Below are 20331 nucleotides of genomic sequence, written 5' to 3' on the forward strand. Positions count from 1 at the left end.
ACCTCGCGCTACCGCGCCTCCATCAGCAGGCTGGCCTCCAGCACGATCACGGCGACGATGGCCGCAACCTCCGCACGCAGCAGCCGCTGCCCGGCAGCGCGCTCCGGTTCCCGCGCGCGCAGGCGACGTCGCATCCGGAGCCAACCCCAGGCGGTGGCGGCGTAGAGCAACAACCGCCAGGCCAGGAAGGCCCCGGATTGCGCCGCCATCCAGCGCTGCCAGCTCTCGATGCCGCCCGCGATGCGGATGCCGACCACATTGACGGCGGTCGCGGCGATCAGCAGCGACACCGCCCACACCAGCACCAGGATGGCACGCCGGCTGGACAGCCAGCGCAGGCACCGCCCCACGGTATTCATGGATGGCTTCCACCGGACGGCGGCCGCTGCAGTTCATCGACCCGATTGCGTACCGGGTCACCCTCGTAGATGCCACGCGCACCGGCGGCACGGGAGCTGTGGCGCTGGATGATCGCCATCGGCGAGTTGCTGGACAGTTCGCGGCGCAGTTCCAGTTCTGCCTTCAGGTTGTGAATCTCGCGATCGAGGATGTCGCTTTCGTGGGTGACGGCCTTCTGGGCCAGTTCGTTGGCGGCCACGTTGGGCTCCTTGCGCCCGGTCAGCAGCGTGCGTTGCAGCAGCAGCGCCTTCTCCAGCACGCTGGCCAGCGCGACCTCCGAGGCCAGGCGCCGAGCCAGGATGTCTTGATCCGTCTCGTCGCGCAGCGCCTCGATCACGCCACGGGTGATGGGCAGCGACGCGCTGCCCGCAGCCTGCAGGTTCTGCGCCGTGGTCGGACGGCTGCCGGCGACCAGCTCCTGCAGGGCCTGCAGCTTGTCCTCGTATTCCTCCTGGATCAGCGGGGTCAGGCCAACGCCCGGCGTGGTGACGGTCTTGGTGCATGCATCGCAGGTGCGCTGTTCCTGCTCGCCCAGCACGCGAACGGCCCAAGCCGCGGCGGCATCGGGCGAACTCCAGGTCTGGCACGCCAGGTTGCCGCCGCAACTGGCTTGCGGAATGGAACTGGCATCGCCGACGCCACGGCCATTGAGCAGGTTGTAGCCGGCGCGGGTCACGTCGCCGACCACACGCACCGGAGGTTGGCCCGCACCACCGGCGTTGTCTCCGCCGACCCACGGAACGCCATTGTTGCCACGGTTCGCCTCGGCGTCGTCGATCGCCGAGACCGCATCGGTGCTCGCGACGGCCTGCTTCAGCGCCATGCCTTCGGCAAGCTGGTCCCAGCCGAGTTGCCCACCTGCCATGTCGGCCATGCGGTTGGCGATGGCGCGGCAGGTCAGCTTGCTGCGATCGAAATCCAGCCTGGCTTGCAGCACCCCATTCGTCAGCAGGTTGTACAGCCCTGGATCGGCGCGCTGGATGATCAAGGCGGGCAGCGACGCCACGGCAGCGGTGGCGTTCTGGATCACCGAGGACATGATGGCCTGGAAGCCGTTGGTGATGCCGTTCAACTGGTTCTGCAGCGTGGTGGTGATGCTCATGTCGCCACAGATCAGGTTGCTGTTCCAGCCGACGCCAACACCGATGGAGTGCATGTTGGCCGCACCGCTCATGGACACCGCGCGGCCGCCTCCAATGCTGTAGAGCACGTCATCGCCGATCACGCTGCCCTGATGCTGGACGCCGTACTCATTGACGCTGGTCTGTGCCCCGGCGCTGGAGCAGCACAGCGCTGCGACAACGGCCAATGCGACTTGCAGAAATCGACGGGCGTTCGGAAATGAAGTCGTCATGGCATCGGGCCTCACAGGAAATCGACGCTGCCGAGGAATATCTGGCCGCGGCGCTGGCAGCAGCTATAGGGACGCCACAATGCCCAGGCGTAGTCGCCTTGCCGGGCCTGCACCTTGGCATTGCCGTGGGGGAATACCGCGCAACTGCTGGACAGCGTGGGGGTCAGCTCCTGCCACTTGCCCGTGGCGGCATCGGTTTCCATCAGGGCGCCGGCTGGCCAGTAGCCATCGCGCGAACTGGCGAGCAGCGGCTGGTACACGTGGATCTGGTTGCGGCGCGTCACGATGTCACCCGCGCGCTGGGCGACCACGGCTGCGGCCTTGTGGTCATCCACCTGATGCAGGAAGCCGCCTCGCGGATAGACGTTGCCCCAGAGATTCAGGCCCGTGCGCGTGCCGATCTCGCGCCGCCCGGGAATCAGTGCTTCCGGATACAGCGCCTCGGGGATGTTGTAGCGCCATGCCAGCGTGTCGAGCGTGCTCAGCAGATAGGGCATGAAGGCGGTGCCGGCGCCCTCGCAGGTGTAGCCGGACGCGCTGGCGAACTGGCTGAACACATGGCCACCGGGATGGCCGATGACGTCGGCGTTCTTGAACTTCGCCAGGTTGTTCTCGTGATCCTCGTCGGTGGTGCCATCGCCACCGGCCTTCGCGGCCGGGTTCGGCAGGCTCATCGCCCGCACCTCGACCCAGGGGTTCTCGCCGGTGTTCGAGTAGCTCGACACCACGGCATCGGGGATGTAGTGGCGCACCTTGACCGAGGTGCGTACGGTGCATCCCGTCCAGGTGCAATAGAGCCAGTAGCAGATGCCGGTGACGCGATACTCCAGGCAATCCGGCGACAGGGTGGAGGCCACGATGGTGGCGGTGTTCAGTGCAAAGGACGATGCGGAACACCCCAGCAGCAGCGCTGCGATGGCCAACCGCTGGCGCCGGGATGGCGCGGACAGTCGCCTCGTCATGGCTGCGTCCTCCGGTATTGGTCGATGCGGGCTACCGCACGGGCCACGTCCGTCTCGCCATAGACCACGTATCGGCGATCCACCACGATGGCCGGAACCTTGATGACGCCAAGGCTCCAGGCGTCGGCAATGCCCTGGTAGGCGGTGCCGATCCTTCGCTGCAATTCTGTACCGCCCAGCTTCAGGCGTTGCTGGACGATGGCGCTGGCGCGCTCAGGATCGGTGGGCAGGTTGTCGGCCAGCTCCGCTTCGAGCACCGCGGCCGCGTCCAGGATGAGGTGTCGGTCAGCCTGGCCATGGACCGGATGATGCGAGTCGGTAACGACCCATACTTCCGCCGCGGCGGCGCGGGTGGCCAATGCCAGGATGGCAATGCCCGAAGCAAACCAGGCTGAGCGAGCGCGAGCGGCATGAGGAACAGCGCAAGAGTCCATGAGACAACACCGGAGGGAAGCCAATCCGGTGACAGTCGAACCGAAACCCGGCTTCGACACGACAAACAAACCGGAAACCGCCTCGCCCCGTTTTCGCCATCCCTGTCCGCCCCGACTCGCTGATCGGACCTGCGCGCTTGCCAGAAGCTGACTGTGTGCAGTGGATGGGTATGGGCCGATCCGGCCCCGTGGCCCAAGCTGTTCACATCGGGCGCCGATGTGGCTTGATTGCCGACCGAGATTGATATCGGCGATGACAACGACCACGCATTTGGCTTTTGCGACTTGGGCCTGGGGCGCCGGAAGTCGGCTGGGTCAGTCTGGGCGAACTGGCGACGGTGCTCGGCGGGCTGGGGCTGCTGATCGAACGCGACCTGTCGTTCCGTGCCGAGAAGCGATTGCGTACCTATGCGCACGATGTGCGGCTGGCCAGGCGGATCGTTGACTCACTCGGCCCTTGGATCACCGCAAGGTGCTCCTGTCCACTACATTGAATCAGTGCAACGCCTTTTCGCCCGGGCGCAGCGTCAAGACACGCACACCGCTCGCAGTGACGGCAACGGTATGCTCGAACTGAGCCGACAGTTGCCCGTCGCACGTGACGACCGTCCAGCCGTCGTCCTCAGTTCGAACGGCACGCCGTCCTTGGTTCACCATCGGCTCGATGGTGAACACCATCCCTTCCCGTAGCGCCAGACCCGTTCGCGGTTTACCCCAGTGCAGCACTTGCGGCTCCTCGTGCATTTCACGGCCGATGCCGTGGCCGCAGTATTCCCTGACGATCGAATAGCCATTCCTGCGGGAATGCCGCTCGATGGCGTGGCCTACGTCGCCGAGCGTAGCGCCCGGGCGGACGGCCTGGATGCCTTTCCACATCGCTTCATAAGCCACTTGCACGAGTCGCCGCGCCGGCTGTGACACCTCGCCGACCAGATAGGTCTTGCTGGAATCGGCGATGTAGCCGCTCTTTTCCAGCGTGATGTCGAAATTGACGATGTCCCCGTCCTGCAGGATGTCCTCGGCGGAAGGAACGCCGTGGCAGACCACATGGTTGCGGGAGGCGTTGAGCGCGTAGGCGTACCCGTATTGCCCTTTGCTGGCCGGGCGTGCGTTGAGTTCATGGACGATGAGGTCATCGACCAGATCGTTGACCTGCATGGTGGACATGCCGATCAGGTTCAATCGATCAAGATGGCCGAACACCTGAGCCAACAGCCGGCCCGACTCGGCCATCAGCGCGATTTCTTCTGGGCGCTTGGTCATGCCGACCCCATCTTGATGGGGTGCGCCACAACGCCCGCGGCCCGCAGTTCACGAGCAACGATATCGTTGAAACTCTGTGTCGGGTTCATTTCGCAGAGCATGCCGATCCTGATCCAGAAGGCCGCCTGCGCATTGATCGACCGGCACGACACCGCGCTTGCCTTGCGCAGTTGGTCATGCAGATCGTCGTCGATGTTCACGATACCCATGTGTTTTGGACTATATGAAACATATATGAATCATATAGTCCGCCTGGCTATGGCGCAAGTGAGCCGATGATGTGACCAAAGACTGGAGCATTGATGTCTGGGCGTTTCCGGCCAAGAAACATGGCTGGTCGCGCTATCGTGCTATGCATCAACCCCCTGCCGGGTTTCGCCCCTGTCGGGCTTCCATCGTTCCCTCGCTTCGCTCGGCTAACGCCTTCGGCCCGGCTTCCTAGATCCGGGGCTGGGTGCTTCGGTTGCCGTGTAGCCAGCGCTGAGGGAAGGCCGTTGCCATGTCCAGCCGTCTCCTCTGACTTCAACACCTTGTCCGCGACTGTTGCCCGTGTCCGTGTCCGTGTCATCGTATGCTCATCCCACAACCGTGCCGGTGAGTGTGCATGTTGGAGGGCCGCGTTCGGATCGGCAGCCAAGGCAGCCGCCACAAGTTGGTCTCGCCTTCAGTCGCGACGAATCGCTTCGAGAACGAAGTCGGCCCGCTCGGCCACGCTGGCACGCGGAAGCACCCTGACTTCGTAGCCGAGTGCCCGGTAGGTGGCATCCAGGTGGGCGTACTCCGCCTCCGCCTCGGGAAAGCCGTGCCGCCGCGCCTCGTCGGCGCAATGGATGTCCGGCCAGGGCGGTGCGAGGAACACGAGCCGCCCATAAGGGCGGGATTCGCCCAGGCTTTGCGCCAACGGTACCCCGCAGAGTCGTTGAAGCGCTGCAGCGGCGTCGATCAGCCCTCGGTCGAAGAAAACCGGACCAGCGTCCCGTGCCGTGCCTTCGAGATCCATGGCGGCGACGCGCAGCGCCTCCCGCAGAAAGGCTGCCATGTCGGTCCATGGCAGGGCGTTGCCGCCCTGTCGAGTCTGCTCGGCGATGATCCTCCGCCCGGGTTCGGCGACGGTCGCATGACCACGCCGCTGCAGTTCCCCGAGCAAGGTCGACTTGCCACCGCCGGAGCACCCCGAAATGACCACCTGAGATGACATCGACGTCACCAGTACGGCGCATCGTTGCCCGGCGGCACCGACGGTCGCGCATAGCCGGCCGGTGTTCGCGCCAGTTGCGCGCTGGGGCGCACGGCGCGCAACTGGCCGAAGCCGGAGATTTCGTCGGCGAGCCAGGGGCTGAGGTCCGGCCTGCCGGCCCGCAGGCCATCCTCGATGCGCCCCAGCCCGCGCAGCCAGTGCCCGGTCTGCGCCAGCGACACCTGCACGTGCCAGCTTCCCCCTTCGCGTTGTTGTCGCCACAGCGCGGCGGCGGCGCCGAAAGCCATCAGGAAACCGCTGGCCTGGTCGAGGATCTGCATCGGCAGCGCGCGCGGTTTGCCATCGCCCGCCGCTTCGCCTTCGGCGTGGTTGAAACCCATCGCCGTCTGCACCAGCGAATCGAAACCGCGCCGGTTGGCCCAGGGCCCTTGCGGGCCGTAGGCGGTCAGCGACACGGCGACGATGCCGGGCCGGCGCGCGGCCAGGGCCTCGGGCGAGAAGCCGAGCGCGGCCAGGCCGCCGGGCCGGTAGCCCTGCGAGAACACGTGGGCGTCTTCCACGAGCCGCCACAGCGCCTCGCGACCGGCCTCGGTGCGCAGGTCGATGTGCGCCGAGCGCTTGCCGCGGCTGGTCTCGGCGATGGCGGCGATGTTGGGCAAGTTCGGTGAATTGACCAGCATCACGTCCGCGCCGAACGAGGCCATCGCCCGCCCACCGACGGGGCCGGCCAGGATGCGCGTGAGGTCGAGCACGCGCAGGCCGGCGAGCGGCAGGTCGTCCGCCGCCAGGGCAGGCAGCGAGCGCGGCGGCGCGTCACCGATCCGGGTGATTGTCATCAGCGGTTGCGCGGCCAGGGCTTGGCCGTGGGGCGTGGTATCCCACTCGGCGAAGCTGCGCAGCGCCGTGGCCACCAGCGCGTGGTCGGCCGCGGCCTGCTCGAAGTCCAGCGCCTTCCAGCCCAGCAGGGCCTGCTCGGCGTCGGCGCGTGTGGCGGTGGCCGGGTCCAGGCCCAGCAGGCGCAGCGCACCATCGCGGTGGTGCCGGAAATTGGTATGGACGCGCACATAGCCATCGGCGCAGCGATACAGGCCGGCGAACGGGTCCCACAGTTCGGGCTCATGGCCGTCGAGCGTGAACCAGCCGGTGCATTCAGCGGCAGCGTGGGCCATGTCCACGGCGACCCGCTGGCGCGGAGCACCCCGCGCATGGCCCAGTTCGCAGGCGGCGAGCGCGGCCGCGGCAATGCTGGCCTGCGCGGCGGTGCCTACGGCTAAGGACGAGGGGAACACAGGGTCTTGTCCGGTCAGGTCGATCCAATCCAGGGCTTGCGTTGGCAGTCCGGACAGCGGCCATAGCGCGCTCAGCGCGTCACGCGAGTTCATCGAAGGGTCTCCTTACAGGTGGTTCGCCTGCCCAATCGACATTCCACCATGCCAACAGTGATTCGCCGCCAGCCTGTTCTGCGATCGAATAGGCAGGCTCACGATCCCGGGGCGTGGGATCGCCTCGCACGACGCGAGCGCATCATCCAGGCGGTCGCAAGCATGGTCAGCACCGCCAGCCCGAGGCCCAGCAGGAACCCTTCCTTGTAGCCCACCCTCGCGGCCAAAGCGATCAGGAACGAGGACGCCATCGTTTCGCCGAGGTCGCGCGCGCTTTGCACCATCGTCATGTCGGTGCCGGCCTGGGTGCGTCGCCGGCAGAAATTCATCGCGGCGGTCATGATCGCCACCGAGGCGCAACCCGATCCGATGCTGGCCAGCACCGTGGCCATGACGACAGCGGTCATGGGCATGGCCGGCGTCTGCGTTGCGAGCCAGGCCCAGGTCATGGCCGACAGGCCAGCGCTGGCGATCCCGAACTGGAACGCGGGCCAGGCCCCGAACCGACGCACCAGCCATGCGCCGCCACCGCACCCCACCAGGATTGTGAACGCGCCCCCCAGCATGCCGACCTGGCCAACGCGGGCCAGCGGCCATTGCGCATCGACCAGCAACAGCTTGCCCAGGCCGTGACATGCCACCACGGTGATGGCGGACAGACATGCCGCGACGACCAGCACCCATGCATTGCGGCCCGATCGCAGGAAGTGCCATTGACTGGCCTTGCTGGTTCTTGCTGCCACTTCAAGCGCCTGTGGTTCGCGCCATGACAGCGTGAGCACAAGGCTCGCGGCGATGGGCAGGACCAATCCAACGATGGCCCAAGTCAATCCGAGCGTCCCGTAGAGCATGAGAAAGACCGGACCGCCGTAGAAGAAACCCACCATGGTGCTGGCCACTTGAATCGCATTGGCCATGGGCAGGGATTCGGTCGCGAACTGCTCCGCGACGAGGGCATCCGTGGCCACATCCTGGGTGGCGCTGGCCAGCGAGGCGGTCACCGCCAAGCCTAGGATCCAGGGCAGCGTCTGCGCCGACAGGCCCAGCAGTGCGACCGCAAGCAGCGCCGCCAGTACCAGACCTTGCATGGGCAGGATCCAACTGCGGCGGCGACCGGTGCGTGGGCTCCAATGATTGTCCACCCACGGCGCCCAGAGCCATTTCAGCACCCAGGGCAGTCCCACGAGTGGCAGCCAGGCCAAGGCCTGCAGGTCCGTGCCGGCATGCCGCAGGGAGGCGGGCATGGCTTCCATCGCCAGGCCAAAAGGAATGCCCTGGGATACGTACAGGCAGGCGATCAGCGGCCAGAGCCTGGCGGGCGTGCGCGAGAACGATGGTGATCCGCTCATTTCAGCGTTCCGAATCTCGTTGCCGATGCTCGCTGTCGGTCGCCGGCGTCACGAACAGCAATTGCCCTGGCTGCACCACTTCCAGCCGGTGCCAGCATCCTTGGGGAACGACGAGGGAATGCCCGGCATCGACGTGCAGGCGCGTTTCCTCAAGGGGCGTATCCAGCACGACGTCGATACAGCCTTGAAGCACCGTGAGCATCTCGTCGCCGCGGGGGTGACGTTCCCAGTGACTGCCATGCACCGAGGTGGAATCACTGAAGGCGCGGATGCCGATGATCCAGTCGGACTGCACGCGGCCACGTTCGCTGAAGGGGACCAACTGCAAGGCGGAACCGGGTTGGGGCACTGCCAGTGTGCGAGTCAGGGAAAAAGGTTTCAGCATCTGGGTGGGATCGGTTTTCATGGTGGTGTTTCCAGTTTGCGGGCGGTGCCCCAGAACGCGATGGCGCTCGACAGGAGCAGGACATTGATCGACAGGGCTGGCCACGGCGCTTGCCAGGCACCACGCCATTGGGTCGCAAGGCTGGCTGCGACCGCCACAGCGAGAAGCGCCGCGGCAAGCCGCAGCAATGTGGTGGGCAGTCGTGCGCGCCATTTCCCCGGCAGCAGGCAGCAAATCAGCGCACCGGCCCAGGTCAGCCCGAAGCCCATGGCCTGCCAGCGCTCGCGCGACGGCCATGAGTCAGGCGTCAACGCCGTGATGGCAAACATGGCGCTGCAGGCCAGCACCAGGCCGAGGGTCATGCCGCTCAGCCATGGCCGCAGGGACTGGGCGTAGCGATCGCCGGCGTGTCGCTTGAGCCAAAGCCAGGTGCCACTGCCCGCCAGCACTGCGCCGGCCAAGCCCGCCAGGGCATGCAGCCAGCGGCTGGCCGCATCGGCATAGCGGGCAAAGTGCAGGGGCTGGATGGCGATGAAGCCTTGCGTGAACGGGCCTTGTCGGGCGGCGCTGTCGTGCCGCAACAGGCTCAGGTCGGCCAGCGCATAGTGGTAGCGCTCGAAGATGGCCGTGCTCAATTGCCAGCGCCGTGTGCCGCGCAGCGTGGCGTAGGCATGCGCGTCGCCCCAGTGGTGGACACTGATGCCCTGGACACGAAAGTCGGGATTCATCTGATGATGGCGCAGCATCAATTCGTCCATGCTGGCCATGGGCGCACGATGCCCGCTGGCCGGGCGCGCATAGGGCTGCATCAATGCCTGCATCACCTGGCCAGGCTTGTCGGGGAAGGCAAGCGGTGCCAACTGGACCGTGGCCAGCGCCCCGAGTCCCGAGAAGACGCCGGTGACCGCGATCAGCAACAGCAGCGGCGCCAGCCACAGGCCGAACAGCCGGTGGGCATCGTAGGCGGCGGTACGCAACCCGGCACCCAGGCGCAAACGCCACAGCGTGCCTTCCTGCCGGGGATGCAACACCACGCCGCCGACGACCAGGGCGCCCAGCGCAAACCCGAACAGGCTCACGAAGACGCGACCGGGGAAGCCCGCGAAAAAGGTGTTGTGCAGGCGGGTGACGATGCCGGTCAGGTCGCCATGCACGGCAGGCACGGGTGGCACAGACAGGCTTGGCGCCGGGCCTGCCCATCGTTGTTGCGACCGCATGGGTTGAACGTGCCATGGCCCAGGGCCGGCCTCGGGCCTGTCGAACTGAAGTGAATCTGCCTCGGGAAAGGCTGCCAGCGCCTTCGCGAGCAGGTCATCCAGCCCGATGGGCGCCTGGGCAAGCTGCCGTTCGGCGGGCATCTCCCAACTGCGCAGTTCCGGCTTCAGCACCGACAGCGCACCGCTCAGGCAGATGACGAAAAGGACGCCGCCGAGCATCGCGCCCATCCAGTGGTGGCTGATGGACACCGCCCTGCGCAGTGGCAAGCTGGCCGGACGGCCAGCCACCAGGCCGACCGAGAGCAGCGCACACTGCGTGAGCACGGCGCAGAACAGCCCTGCATAGAGGCGATTCAGTGGATCGGAGCCGGGCCCAAGGCATGTCATCCCGACGGCTACGCCGATACTCACCAGCGGTGCCACGACCAGTAAGAACAGTCCTCGCGCCCGGCCGTTGAAACCGGAGGGCCGCATGTCAGTACTGCGCTCGCAGTGTCAGCATGACGCTTCTCGGTTCCCCGTAGCGGTTGTTCCACTGCGGGCCGGAGAGGCTTTGGTAATAGCGGCGGTCGAACAGGTTGTTGAGATGCAGGGCCGCACTCAGGTTGCGGTTGATACGGTAGCCCAAGCGCGCGCTGACCAGCGCATAGCCGCCCTGGCGCAGCGTCAGGCCACCCGACTGCACGGTATAGGCGCTTTGCGCCTGCACGCCCATGCCGGCGCTGAGGCGGCCGCCGTCCCAGGGAAACGCGTAGTTGGCCCACAGGCGTGCGATGTGCCTGGGCGTGAAGCTGGCGAAGGCCTGTCCTTGCGACTGGGCATCCTTCAGATACTTCGTGGTGTTGTAGGTGTAGCCGAACGAGAGGTCGAGACCAGGCAGCGGCCGGCCGCTGATCTCGGCTTCCACGCCCTGGCTTTCCACCTCACCGCCACTGATGTAGAAGCAGGCCGTGCCGGCGCACGGGTACGCCGGGTCCACCTGGGCGCGATTGCGCTGGCGGATGTTGAAGAACGCCAGGCTGGTGTTGAGCTTGCCATCCAGCAACTCGCCCTTGATGCCCGCTTCCAGGTTGGTGCCCTTGACGGGATCCAGCGTCTTCCCGTCCCAGGTCGTCTGGGTCTGCGGCTGGAAGATCTGCGCGTAGCTTGCGTAGAGGGACCACTGGGGAGCGATGTCGAGGACCACGCCGCCGTAGGGCGTGAGTTCGTTGCCCAGCTTCGTGGATGTGGCCGCGCCTTCCTGCTTCCAGCGGCTCAGCCTGACGCCGGTGATCAACGTGAGCGGGTCGGCCAGCGAGAACCGTCCCACCGCATAGAGGCCGGACTGCGTCGTGCGGGTCGGGCCACGGGACGCGTAGGGTCCGATGCCGGGTTCGGGCACGCTGCCGGGGTCCCAGTCCCAGACGTTCACGGGCTGGTTCACCGGCGTCAGGAAGCTTGCCGAGAATTGCTCCAGGCTCGTGCGCTGGTAGTTCCATCCCAGCGTGGCCTCGTGGCGTCGCCCCAGGAGATGGAAGGGGCCATTCAGGTAGCCGTCGATGCTCTTCTGGTCGTTCTCGAACTTGTAGGCCCCACCAGTCAGGCGCGGCCCCGCGCCCGTGGCGGGGTCGACAGCCCCGTTGGCGCCGGCGTACTTCAGCGTGGAATCACCGTTCTGGTAGTTGACGGACAGCTTGGCGGTCCACGCATTGCCGAAGGCATGCTCGATGCCGCCGAACACGCGGGTGGTATCCCAGTCGAAGCGATCCCAGTCCACGTCCAGATAGGTGGAGCGAGGCAGGCCGATGTCTGAGCCGTCCTTGTAGAACGGCACGCCGGCCATGTTGGTGGTGGAGCGGATGCGTTGCCGCTGCAGGCCGACGGTCAGCACCGTGTCCGGCCCCAGGTCGAGATCGGCCGTGCCATAGACCGAACTGGTCTTCTGGCCGGCGACGTCGTAGAAGAAATCGCGATCCTCGTGGTTGGCAACGATGCGGGCCCTCAGGCTGCCGCTCTCGTTGAGCGGGCCACCCACGTCGAGCAGGCCGCGATAGCGATTCCAACTGCCGGCCGACAACTCGCCATTCGCCAGGAACTCGCGCGGAGCGCGCTTGGGAACGAGGTTGACCGTCGCGGCCGGGTTGCCAGATCCCTGCATCAGGCCGTTGGCGCCACGCAGGATCTCGACGCGTTCGTAGATACCGGCATCCTGGGGCGGGCTGGCCATCTGCCCCATCTGGATGGGGACTCCGTCCTGCTGGAACGAGTCGATCTTGAAGCCGCGAGCGTAGTAGCCGGTGGTCAGCAACTGGTACGGTTGCACCGTGATGCCGGGGGCGTGCTGCAGGACCTCGTCCAGGCTTTGCAGGTTCTGCTGGTCCATTCGTTCGCGCGTGATGATGGTCACGGACTGGGGCGTTTCCCTCAGCGTCTGCGAACCCTTCAGCAGCGAGGGCGTGGCTTCCCGGTCGGCTGTCACCGTGACGGTGTCCAACTGGCTGATTTCGGTGGTCGATTGTGCGAAGGCACCTGGTGGGAGCAACAGCAAGGCCGACAGGCTGGAACAACTGCTCGCGCGCAGCCATCCACGCGTTCTGGAGATAGACATGGCAAGGACTCAAAAGCAACTGGGAATCAATTGCATTGAGTCTAGGCATCGCGCAGCGCTGCCAATGGCGCTGGCCGGTATTCTTCTGGCGTTCGCCGATATCGTTCAGCGGCAGAGTGTGTGCGGCGCGATGCCGAAGCGCCTTTGGAAGGCCTTGGAGAAATGCGAGTCGGTATAGCCGCACATGCCGGCGGTGGCGGAGACGCTGCATTCCCCGGTGGCCAGCATTCGATAGGCTTGCTGGAGACGCTGCTCCCGCACGAACTCGTAGATGCTCATGCCGAACAACTGGCGAAAGCCACGCGTCAGGAGCGTGACGCTCAGCCCGACCTGGCTTGCCAGCCAGTCGAGTCCCGGTGGATGGCTGATATCGCGCATCAGTATTTCGTGGGCGCGATGGAGGCGATCGCGATGGCGTACCGGCAGGGTGATTGCTGTCGACGAGGGCGGTTGGACGTCCAGCGTTGCCAGCACGTTGGCCGTCAATTCCAGCGCCTTTCCAGACAGGTACAAGTCGCGCAACGCGCCCTGCAAGGGACATAGCAGCAATTGCTTTGCCAGTGCCTGCAGTGCCGGGCCAGCCTTCGCATCGTGGATGAACGGCGTCGAGCCGGCCATGTCCAGGAGGCGATCCATGGGCCTGCCTTGCGTGTCGAACCACTGCATCAGGCTCGACTGGGGCATGCGTACGGCCACATAGCGCAGGGGCGTATGGGCATGGAAGCTATGGGTGACCGTGAACGGCTGGTCGCTCAAGCTCAGGTGGAGGGCCGGCCCGCTCACCTGAGTGGGCTGCGACGGTGGCATGCGGTAGCGGACAGCGCCGTCCCCGAGCATGAGCACGAGTTTCAACCCCGGCTCGTTGTCTTCGGTGATGACCTGGTCCGGCTTCACGCGCATCGCGCCGCCGCCGATGGTCATCGGCGCCGTCGAAGCCTGTAACTGCCATTGCCCGGACATCATCACCCTGCCGCATATGTTAATGACAATCATTATTGCCCATTCGCATCGCCAGGCCGGTCAAGCCACCCTGTTGGCAATGCATCAGGTCCTTGCCGGACCTCACGAAGGCCCTCCGCATCGGCCGGCCATGAAAGGCTGCTGTCGTCACGGCCGTTCGAGGATGCGGGGACCGGGCCCTTCCGCCCCCAGTGCGTCCTGCGGATTGCGCAACGGGCATTCGTCCAGCGACAGGCATCCACAGCCAATGCAACTGTCCAACTCGTCGCGCAGCCGGGTCAGTTTGGTGATGCGTTCATCCAGATTGGCGCGCCAGCGTGTGGACAGTTCCCGCCACTGGGCCGCGGTGAGCTTGCTTCCCGGTGGATAGCGGCCAAGTGCCTCCTTGATTTCCTCAAGGGGAATGCCCGTGCGCTGGGCCACCTTGATCACGGCGATGTAGCGCAACACGACCGAGGCGAACCGGCGCTGGTTGCCGGCGTTGCGCGTGCTGGCGATCAGTCCCTTCGACTCGTAGAAGTGGATGGTGGAAACCGGCACGCCCGCGCGATGCGCCACCTCGCCCACGGTGAGCAGGCGCGAGAAATCGATCGGCTTCTTCGGTTGCATGGCTTGACCTCAACTTTACTTGAGGTTTTATAGTCCGCCGCATCGATCCTGGCAAGTCCCTTCGGGGCGGCCAGTCTTTCTCCAACCCACCGGTCGCGCGGCTGAGCCGTGCGGCCGTTTCTTCGAGAGCGGATACGCATGCGAAACATCGTTGACAAGACACTGGACAGCCGCTGGCTGTGGATTGGCGCCCGCATCCTGCTGGCGGTGGTGTTCCTTTCCTCCGGGCTGGCCAAGCTGCTCGACTTCCAGGGCGGGCTGGCCGAAATGCGCGCCGCGGGGCTGGAGCCGGACTGGCTGTTCAACATCACCACCATCGCGGTGCTGCTGGGCGGTTCGGTATTGCTGCTGCTCGATCGCGCGCTGTGGCTGGGCGCCGGTGCACTGGCGGTGTTCCTGCTGCTGACCATCCTCGTGGTGCACCACTTCTGGGCGCTGCCGGAACCGCAGGCCAGGCCGGCCATGTTCTGGGCCCTGGAGCACATCAGCCTCATCGGTGGCCTGGTCGCAGCGGCGATCGCCAGCCGCCTGCGCCGGCAGTTGGAGGGCAAGGCATGAACGCCCGCTTTGCTTTTCTCGGCCTGGTACTGGCGAGTGTGATCGGCTTGTCCGCCTGCTCATCGGGCTCGGACGGTGCGGGTGGCTGGCCGGCCACCAAGGTGGCGCTGGCGCCGGTCGAGCGTGCGCAGGCGCCGCGCGCGTTCCATGGGGTCGGAGGGCTGGAAGCGGCGCGGCAGGTGGAACTGGCGTCGGAAACCGCCGGTCGGGTCACGCGCATTGCGTTCACCTCCGGGCAGCGGGTGAAGCAAGGCGACCTGCTGGTGCAGCTCAACGATGCGCCCGAGCAGGCCGAGCGCCTGCGGCTGCGCGCGCAACTGCGCAATGCCGAGACCGTGCTGGCGCGCACTCGCCTGCTGGTGGCCGACAAGGTGGCCACGCAGGAGCAACTCGACCACGCCCAGGCCGCGCGCGACATGGCGCAGGGCGAATTGCGCGGGATCGAGGCGGTCATCGCGCAGAAGGCGATCCGTGCGCCGTTCGCGGGCACGATCGGCATTCGCCGCGTGCACGAGGGGCAAACCCTGGCTGCGGGCGATGCCATCGCCAGCCTGGTCGATGCCGGCACCCTGCACGTCAACTTCGCGCTGGAGGAACAGGCGGTTCCGCACGTGCAGCCGGGCCAACCAATCGAGATCCGGGTCGATGCCTGGCCGGAGCGCCGTTTCGAGGCGCAGGTGTCGGCCGTCGATCCGCTGATCGGCGCGTCGCGCACGCTGCGCGTGCAGGCGAGCCTGCCGAACGCCGACGGCGTGCTGCAGGCCGGCATGTTCGCCAACGTGCGCGTGCTGCGTGAGCAGCCCACGCCGGTGCTGGCGGTGCCCGAGACCGCGGTGACCTACACCGCCTACGGCCAGACGGTGTTCGTCGCCGAAGCCGCAGAGCCGCAGGGAATGACCGTGCGCCGCGTCGCGGTGAAGACGGGCGAACGCTGGGATGGCCGGGTCGAGATCGTCTCCGGCCTGAAGGAAGGCGACCGGGTGGTGGTGTCCGGCCAGCTCAAGCTCAGCGACGGCATGGCGGTCGAGCCAGTTGCACGCGACGCGCTGCACGGGGACGCCGCCTCGCCCCAGGCGAAGACGGCCCGGGAGCAGGCGACATGAGGTTCACCGACGTCTTCGTGCGCCGTCCGGTGCTGGCGCTGGTGGTCAGTAGCCTGCTCGTGCTGCTGGGCCTGTTCGCCCTGGGCAAGCTGCCGATCCGGCAGTACCCGACGCTGGAAACCTCCACCATCACGGTCAGCACCGAGTACCCGGGCGCCTCGGCCGAGCTGATGCAGGGTTTCGTGACCCAGCCGATCACGCAGGCGGTGTCCTCGGTCGAGGGCATCGACTACCTGTCGTCCTCGTCGACGCAGGGGCGCAGCCTGGTCACGCTGCGCATGGAACTGAACCGCGACTCGACGCAAGCGTTGACCGAGGCGATGGCCAAGGTCAACCAGGTGCGTTACCGCCTGCCCGAGCGCGCCTATGATCCGGTGATCGAACTGTCCGCCGGGGATTCGACGGCGGTGGCCTATGTGGGCTTCTCCACCGGCAGCCTGTCCACGCCGGAGCTGACGGACTACCTGTCGCGGGTGGTCGAACCCCTGTTCTCCGGCATCGACGGCGTGGCCAAGGTGCAGGTGGATGGCGGCCAGAAGCTGGCGATGCGCCTGTGGCTGGACGCCGAGCGCCTGGCCGGGCGCGGCCTGACCGCCACGGACGTGGCCGACGCGATCCGCCGCAACAACTATCAGGCCGCGCCGGGACAGGTGCGTGGGCAGTACGTGATCGCCAATGTGCGGGTCAATTCCGACCTGACCAGCGTGGAGGAATTCCGCGACCTGGTCATCCGCCAGGATGGCAACGACCTGGTGCGCCTGCGCGATGTCGGCACGGTGGAACTGGGCGCCGCCTCGACGCAGACCAGCGGCCAGATGGACGGCGAGCCGGCGGTCTACCTGTCGCTGTTCCCCACGCCCAAGGGCAATCCGCTGGTCATCGTGGACGGCATCCGCCAGTTGCTGCCGGACATCGAGAAGACCTTGCCGCCGGGCGTGAAGGTCGCCATGGTCTACGAGCGCGCGCGCTTCATCGACGCCTCGATCCAGGAGGTGGTCAAGACACTGCTGGAAGCGGTGCTGATCGTGGTGCTGGTGATCTGGCTGTGCCTGGGTTCGCTGCGCAGCGTGGTGATCCCGGTCGTGGCCATCCCGTTGTCCATGCTGGGCGCGGCGGCGCTGATGCTGGCGTTCGGCTTCAGCATCAACCTGCTGACCCTGCTGGCGATGGTGCTGGCCATTGGGCTCGTGGTGGACGACGCCATCGTGGTGGTCGAGAACGTGCATCGCCACATCGAGGAAGGCAAGTCGCCGGTGGCGGCGGCGCTGGTCGGCGCGCGTGAGATCGCGGGCCCGGTGATCGCCATGACGCTGACGCTGGCGGCCGTCTATGCCCCCATCGGCCTGATGGGCGGGCTGACCGGCGCGCTGTTCCGCGAATTCGCGCTGACCCTGGCCGGCGCCGTGGTCGTTTCCGGCGTGGTGGCGCTGACGCTCTCGCCGGTGATGAGTTCGCTGCTGCTCAAGTCCAGCCATCAGGAAGGTGGACAGGGTCGCATGGCCCGCATGGCCGAACGGGTCTTCGGCGGCCTCGCGGACCGCTACGGACGGGTGCTGGGTCGGTCGCTGCGGCATCGCTGGCTCAGCGGCGGCTTCGCCCTGCTGGTGGTCCTGAGCCTGCCATTCCTGTACCAGATGCCGCAGCGCGAGCTGGCACCGCCGGAAGACCAGGCGGCGGTCCTGGCGGCGGTGAAGTCACCGCAGCACGCGAGCCTGGACTATGCGGAACGCTTCGCCGATGAATTGCACCGCGTCATGTCCGCGGTGCCCGAGACGATCGGCACGTGGATCATCAACGGCACGGACGGCCCGGCCAACAGCTTCGGCGGCCTGATGCTGTCCGACTGGGGCGAGCGCGCACGCAAGGAGCAGCAGATCGTGGCCGAACTGCAGGGCGCCGTCGGCGAGATCGTCGGCAGCGACATCTTCGTGTTCCAGGTCGCGCCCCTGCCGGGCGGCAGCGGCGGCCTGCCGGTGCAACTGGTGCTGCGCAGCGCGCAGGACTACCCGGTGCTGTACGAGGCCATGGAGGGGATCAAGCAGCGTGCCCGCGACAGCGGCCTGTTCGTGGTGGTGGACAGTGACCTGGAGTACGACAGCCCCGTCGTGCAGGTGACGATCGACCGCGCCAAGGCGGCAAGCCTGGGCATGGCGTTGCAGGACATCGGCGACTCGCTGGGCGTGCTGGTCGGCGAGAACTACGTCAATCGCTTCGCGCTGTTCGGACGCTCCTACGACGTGATCCCGCAGAGCGTGGGCGAGCAGCGCCTCACCCCGCAGGCACTGGCGCGGCAGTACGTTCGCACTGCGGGCGGCGAACTGGTGCCACTGTCCACCGTGGTGCGCCTGGACATGGGCGTGGAGCCCAACCGGCTGAACCAGTTCGACCAGCAGAACGCGGCCACCCTGCAGGCCATTCCCGCGCCGGGCGTCTCCCTGGGCCAGGCCGTGGCCTTTCTCGAACAGGCCGTGGCCGAGTTGCCACCCGGCTTCAGCCACGACTGGCAGTCCGAATCGCGCCAGTACGTGCAGGAGGGCAACGCGCTGGTGTTCGCCTTCCTGGCCGCATTGGTCGTGATCTACCTGGTGCTGGCCGCGCAGTACGAGAGCCTGGTCGATCCGCTGATCATCCTGATCACAGTGCCCTTGTCCATCTGCGGCGCGCTGCTGCCGCTGGCGCTGGGCTGGGCCACGCTGAACATCTACACCCAGATCGGGCTGGTGACGCTGATCGGGCTGATCAGCAAGCACGGCATTCTCATGGTCGAGTTCGCCAACGAACTGCAGGTCCACGAACGGCTGGACCGCCACGCCGCCATCATCCGCGCCGCGCAGATCCGCCTGCGGCCGGTGCTGATGACCACCGGGGCGATGGCCTTCGGTGTGGTGCCGTTGCTATTCGCCAGCGGGGCCGGCGCCAACAGTCGTTTCGGCCTGGGGGCGGTGATCGTCTGCGGCATGCTGGTGGGCACGCTGTTCACCCTGTTCGTGCTGCCCACCATCTACACCTGGCTTGCGCGCGACCATCGCGTGCAGGGTGCGCGCAGCCGGCAACTGGCCGAGATCGAAAGGGCCGAGGGAGCGTCGACATGAGCACAGTCACCACGATCTTCCGCGCATGCTCGGCCACGGCGTTGGCGACGGCGCTGGCCGGCTGCGCCGTCGGGCCCCAGTATGTCCGGCCGCAGGCGTCCGCCATCGTGCTGGCCAGTCCGCAGGCCGCGGAACTCACCGCGCCTGGCGCCGAATCGATGCCCGCCGCGTGGTGGCGCGTCTTCGAGGACGACGACCTTGGTCGCTGGATCGAGATGGCGCTGGCGCACAACCACGACATCCGCCAGGCCCGCGCCAGCCTGCTGGCCGCGCGCGCCGTCTTCGACGAGCGCCGGCTCGACCGGCTGCCGGGCGTGACCAGCGGTGCTGGATACACCCGTGGCATCCAGCAGCAGCCCAGTCAGGGCGGTGCGCGCACGCTGTCGGAATCCTGGCAGGCCGGCTTCGACGTGCAGTGGGAGATCGACCTGTTCGGCCGGCTTGACCGGCTGCAGGAGGCTGCAATGGCGCGGGCCGAGGCCAGCGAGGCGGAACTGGAGATGACGCGCCAGAGCGTCGCGGCGGAGGTCGCCCGCACCTGGTTCGAGGCGCAGGGTGACCGGCGGCAACTGGAGGTGGCGCGACGGGAGGCCGACAACTGGCGGGAAACCGTACGGCTCGCACAGGCCCGCCTGCGCGCCGGCGCCGGCCTGCCCGAGGATGTGGAGAACGCCCAGGCCAACCTGTTGCGCAGCGAGGCGGCGATTGCGCCGCTGACGGCCGCGTTGCAGCAGGCCCGCCATCGGCTCGATGTGCTGGCAGGGCGGCGGCCGGGCCAGGGCGGCCTGCCTGAGCCGGGGCACGCGCAAGCCGCGCCGCTGGAGGCGCGGCTGCCACTGGGCGACGTCAACCGGCTGATCCTGGCGCGGCCCGACGTGGCGCAGGCGGAGCGGCTGCTGGCCGCCAGCGTCGAGGACGTGGGCGCGGCCACCGCCGACCTGTACCCGCGCATCGACCTGGGGGGCTTCCTCGGCTTCTTCGCCCTGCGCGACGGCGACTTCGGAAGCGCCGCCTCGCGCGCCTTCCAGTTCGCGCCCACGGTGACCTGGCCCGCCCTGCGCCTGGGCAATGCCCGCGCCCGCCTGCGCGGGGCCAAGGCCCTGTCGGACGGCGCGCTGGCGCGCTACGAACAGGTGCTGCTGGCCGCCCAGGAGGAAGTCGAGAACGCGGTGACCCAACTGGCCGAACAACAACGCCAATTGGCCGCGCTGCTTCGGGCGGGGCAGCATGCCCAGGCCGCGTTCGACATCGCCGACAGGCGCTACCGCGCCGGGGCCGGCAGCTACCAGGCGGTGCTGGAGAACCAGCGCACGCTGTTCCAGTTGCGTCGGCAGGTGGCGCAGCAGGAAGCCATTTCCCAGACCCGGATCGTGGCCCTGTACAAGGCGTTGGGATGGCCTGTCCCGAGTCCCGGCGACGTGGCGAGCCTATCTGCCGGCCCGGGCCGGCAGGACGCTGGGCGAGATTCCGGAGCGTAAC

The 20331-nt window shown here is 67.1% G+C and carries 19 protein-coding genes; 5 read left to right on the forward strand and 14 right to left on the reverse strand.

Features of this window, described 5'->3' with window-relative positions:
* Positions 1–8 precede the first annotated feature (8 nt).
* From AC5P6X_RS01135 to AC5P6X_RS01150, 4 genes are read right to left on the reverse strand one after another with little or no spacing between them, the layout of a single operon-like run.
* On the reverse strand, positions 9–359 hold the full coding sequence (locus AC5P6X_RS01135; protein ID WP_222821544.1) for a hypothetical protein: 351 nt from the start codon (positions 357–359) through the stop codon (positions 9–11).
* Positions 356–1753: an integrating conjugative element protein gene (locus tag AC5P6X_RS01140; protein ID WP_222821545.1), complete on the reverse strand. Its 1398-nt coding sequence runs from the start codon at positions 1751–1753 to the stop codon at positions 356–358. Before AC5P6X_RS01140 ends, AC5P6X_RS01135 begins: the two co-directional genes overlap by 4 nt.
* Before the next feature lie 11 nt (positions 1754–1764).
* Positions 1765–2715 carry a TIGR03756 family integrating conjugative element protein gene (locus tag AC5P6X_RS01145; protein WP_222821546.1) on the reverse strand — a complete coding sequence of 317 codons (951 nt, stop codon included), beginning with the start codon at positions 2713–2715 and terminating at the stop codon, positions 1765–1767.
* The gene (locus AC5P6X_RS01150) at positions 2712–3149 is read right to left on the reverse strand and encodes a TIGR03757 family integrating conjugative element protein (RefSeq protein WP_222821547.1); all 438 of its coding nucleotides are present in this window, start codon (positions 3147–3149) and stop codon (positions 2712–2714) included. Before AC5P6X_RS01150 ends, AC5P6X_RS01145 begins: the two co-directional genes overlap by 4 nt.
* A gap of 338 nt (positions 3150–3487) precedes the next feature.
* Between AC5P6X_RS01150 and AC5P6X_RS01155 the strand changes: the two genes are divergently transcribed.
* Entirely contained in the window at positions 3488–3643 is a 156-nt protein-coding gene (locus AC5P6X_RS01155; RefSeq protein ID WP_226302237.1) for a DUF2958 domain-containing protein, read from the forward strand.
* Position 3644: 1 nt separating this feature from the next.
* On the opposite strand, the gene map is transcribed toward AC5P6X_RS01155, so the two are convergent.
* The 10 genes from map to soxR all read right to left on the reverse strand — a co-directional run bounded on the left by map (position 3645) and on the right by soxR (position 14099).
* Positions 3645–4412, reverse strand: a complete 768-nt coding sequence (gene map / locus AC5P6X_RS01160) for a type I methionyl aminopeptidase (protein ID WP_222821548.1) — start codon at positions 4410–4412, stop codon at positions 3645–3647.
* Positions 4409–4621, reverse strand: coding sequence for a ParD-like family protein (locus AC5P6X_RS01165; RefSeq protein WP_121411132.1), 213 nt, complete (start codon positions 4619–4621; stop codon positions 4409–4411). Before AC5P6X_RS01165 ends, map begins: the two co-directional genes overlap by 4 nt.
* A gap of 455 nt (positions 4622–5076) precedes the next feature.
* Positions 5077–5610, reverse strand: a complete 534-nt coding sequence (locus AC5P6X_RS01170) for an AAA family ATPase (RefSeq protein WP_329756899.1) — start codon at positions 5608–5610, stop codon at positions 5077–5079.
* A gap of 5 nt (positions 5611–5615) precedes the next feature.
* Positions 5616–6992, reverse strand: a complete 1377-nt coding sequence (locus tag AC5P6X_RS01175) for a CoA transferase (protein ID WP_222821550.1) — start codon at positions 6990–6992, stop codon at positions 5616–5618.
* Positions 6993–7090: 98 nt separating this feature from the next.
* The gene (locus tag AC5P6X_RS01180) at positions 7091–8341 is read right to left on the reverse strand and encodes a RhtX/FptX family siderophore transporter (protein WP_222821551.1); all 1251 of its coding nucleotides are present in this window, start codon (positions 8339–8341) and stop codon (positions 7091–7093) included.
* 1 nt (position 8342) lies between these two features.
* Positions 8343–8747: a cupin domain-containing protein gene (locus AC5P6X_RS01185; protein WP_495215289.1), complete on the reverse strand. Its 405-nt coding sequence runs from the start codon at positions 8745–8747 to the stop codon at positions 8343–8345.
* The gene (locus AC5P6X_RS01190) at positions 8744–10354 is read right to left on the reverse strand and encodes a PepSY-associated TM helix domain-containing protein (RefSeq protein ID WP_222821552.1); all 1611 of its coding nucleotides are present in this window, start codon (positions 10352–10354) and stop codon (positions 8744–8746) included. The genes AC5P6X_RS01185 and AC5P6X_RS01190 overlap by 4 nt, the downstream gene beginning before the upstream one ends.
* Positions 10355–10418: 64 nt before the next feature.
* Positions 10419–12416: a TonB-dependent siderophore receptor gene (locus AC5P6X_RS01195; RefSeq protein WP_495215290.1), complete on the reverse strand. Its 1998-nt coding sequence runs from the start codon at positions 12414–12416 to the stop codon at positions 10419–10421.
* Positions 12417–12635: 219 nt separating this feature from the next.
* The gene (locus AC5P6X_RS01200) at positions 12636–13490 is read right to left on the reverse strand and encodes a helix-turn-helix transcriptional regulator (protein ID WP_495215291.1); all 855 of its coding nucleotides are present in this window, start codon (positions 13488–13490) and stop codon (positions 12636–12638) included.
* Positions 13491–13637: 147 nt separating this feature from the next.
* Positions 13638–14099, reverse strand: coding sequence for a redox-sensitive transcriptional activator SoxR (gene soxR, locus AC5P6X_RS01205; protein WP_034036961.1), 462 nt, complete (start codon positions 14097–14099; stop codon positions 13638–13640).
* Between the two features lie 138 nt (positions 14100–14237).
* Here soxR and AC5P6X_RS01210 point away from each other — a divergent pair, with 138 nt between their 5' ends.
* The 4 genes from AC5P6X_RS01210 to AC5P6X_RS01225 are packed head-to-tail and all read left to right on the forward strand — an operon-like array spanning position 14238 to position 20330.
* Positions 14238–14657 (forward strand): DoxX family protein, encoded by a 420-nt coding sequence (locus tag AC5P6X_RS01210; protein ID WP_222821554.1) that lies wholly within the window; start codon positions 14238–14240, stop codon positions 14655–14657.
* Entirely contained in the window at positions 14654–15760 is a 1107-nt protein-coding gene (locus AC5P6X_RS01215; protein WP_329756903.1) for an efflux RND transporter periplasmic adaptor subunit, read from the forward strand. Before AC5P6X_RS01210 ends, AC5P6X_RS01215 begins: the two co-directional genes overlap by 4 nt.
* Positions 15757–18852, forward strand: a complete 3096-nt coding sequence (locus AC5P6X_RS01220) for a MexW/MexI family multidrug efflux RND transporter permease subunit (protein WP_329756904.1) — start codon at positions 15757–15759, stop codon at positions 18850–18852. The genes AC5P6X_RS01215 and AC5P6X_RS01220 overlap by 4 nt, the downstream gene beginning before the upstream one ends.
* Positions 18849–20330 (forward strand): TolC family protein, encoded by a 1482-nt coding sequence (locus AC5P6X_RS01225; RefSeq protein ID WP_329756905.1) that lies wholly within the window; start codon positions 18849–18851, stop codon positions 20328–20330. The genes AC5P6X_RS01220 and AC5P6X_RS01225 overlap by 4 nt, the downstream gene beginning before the upstream one ends.
* Position 20331: the final 1 nt, after the last annotated feature.

The sequence above is a fragment of the Stenotrophomonas sp. YJH_SMC_40 genome (assembly GCF_059368615.1).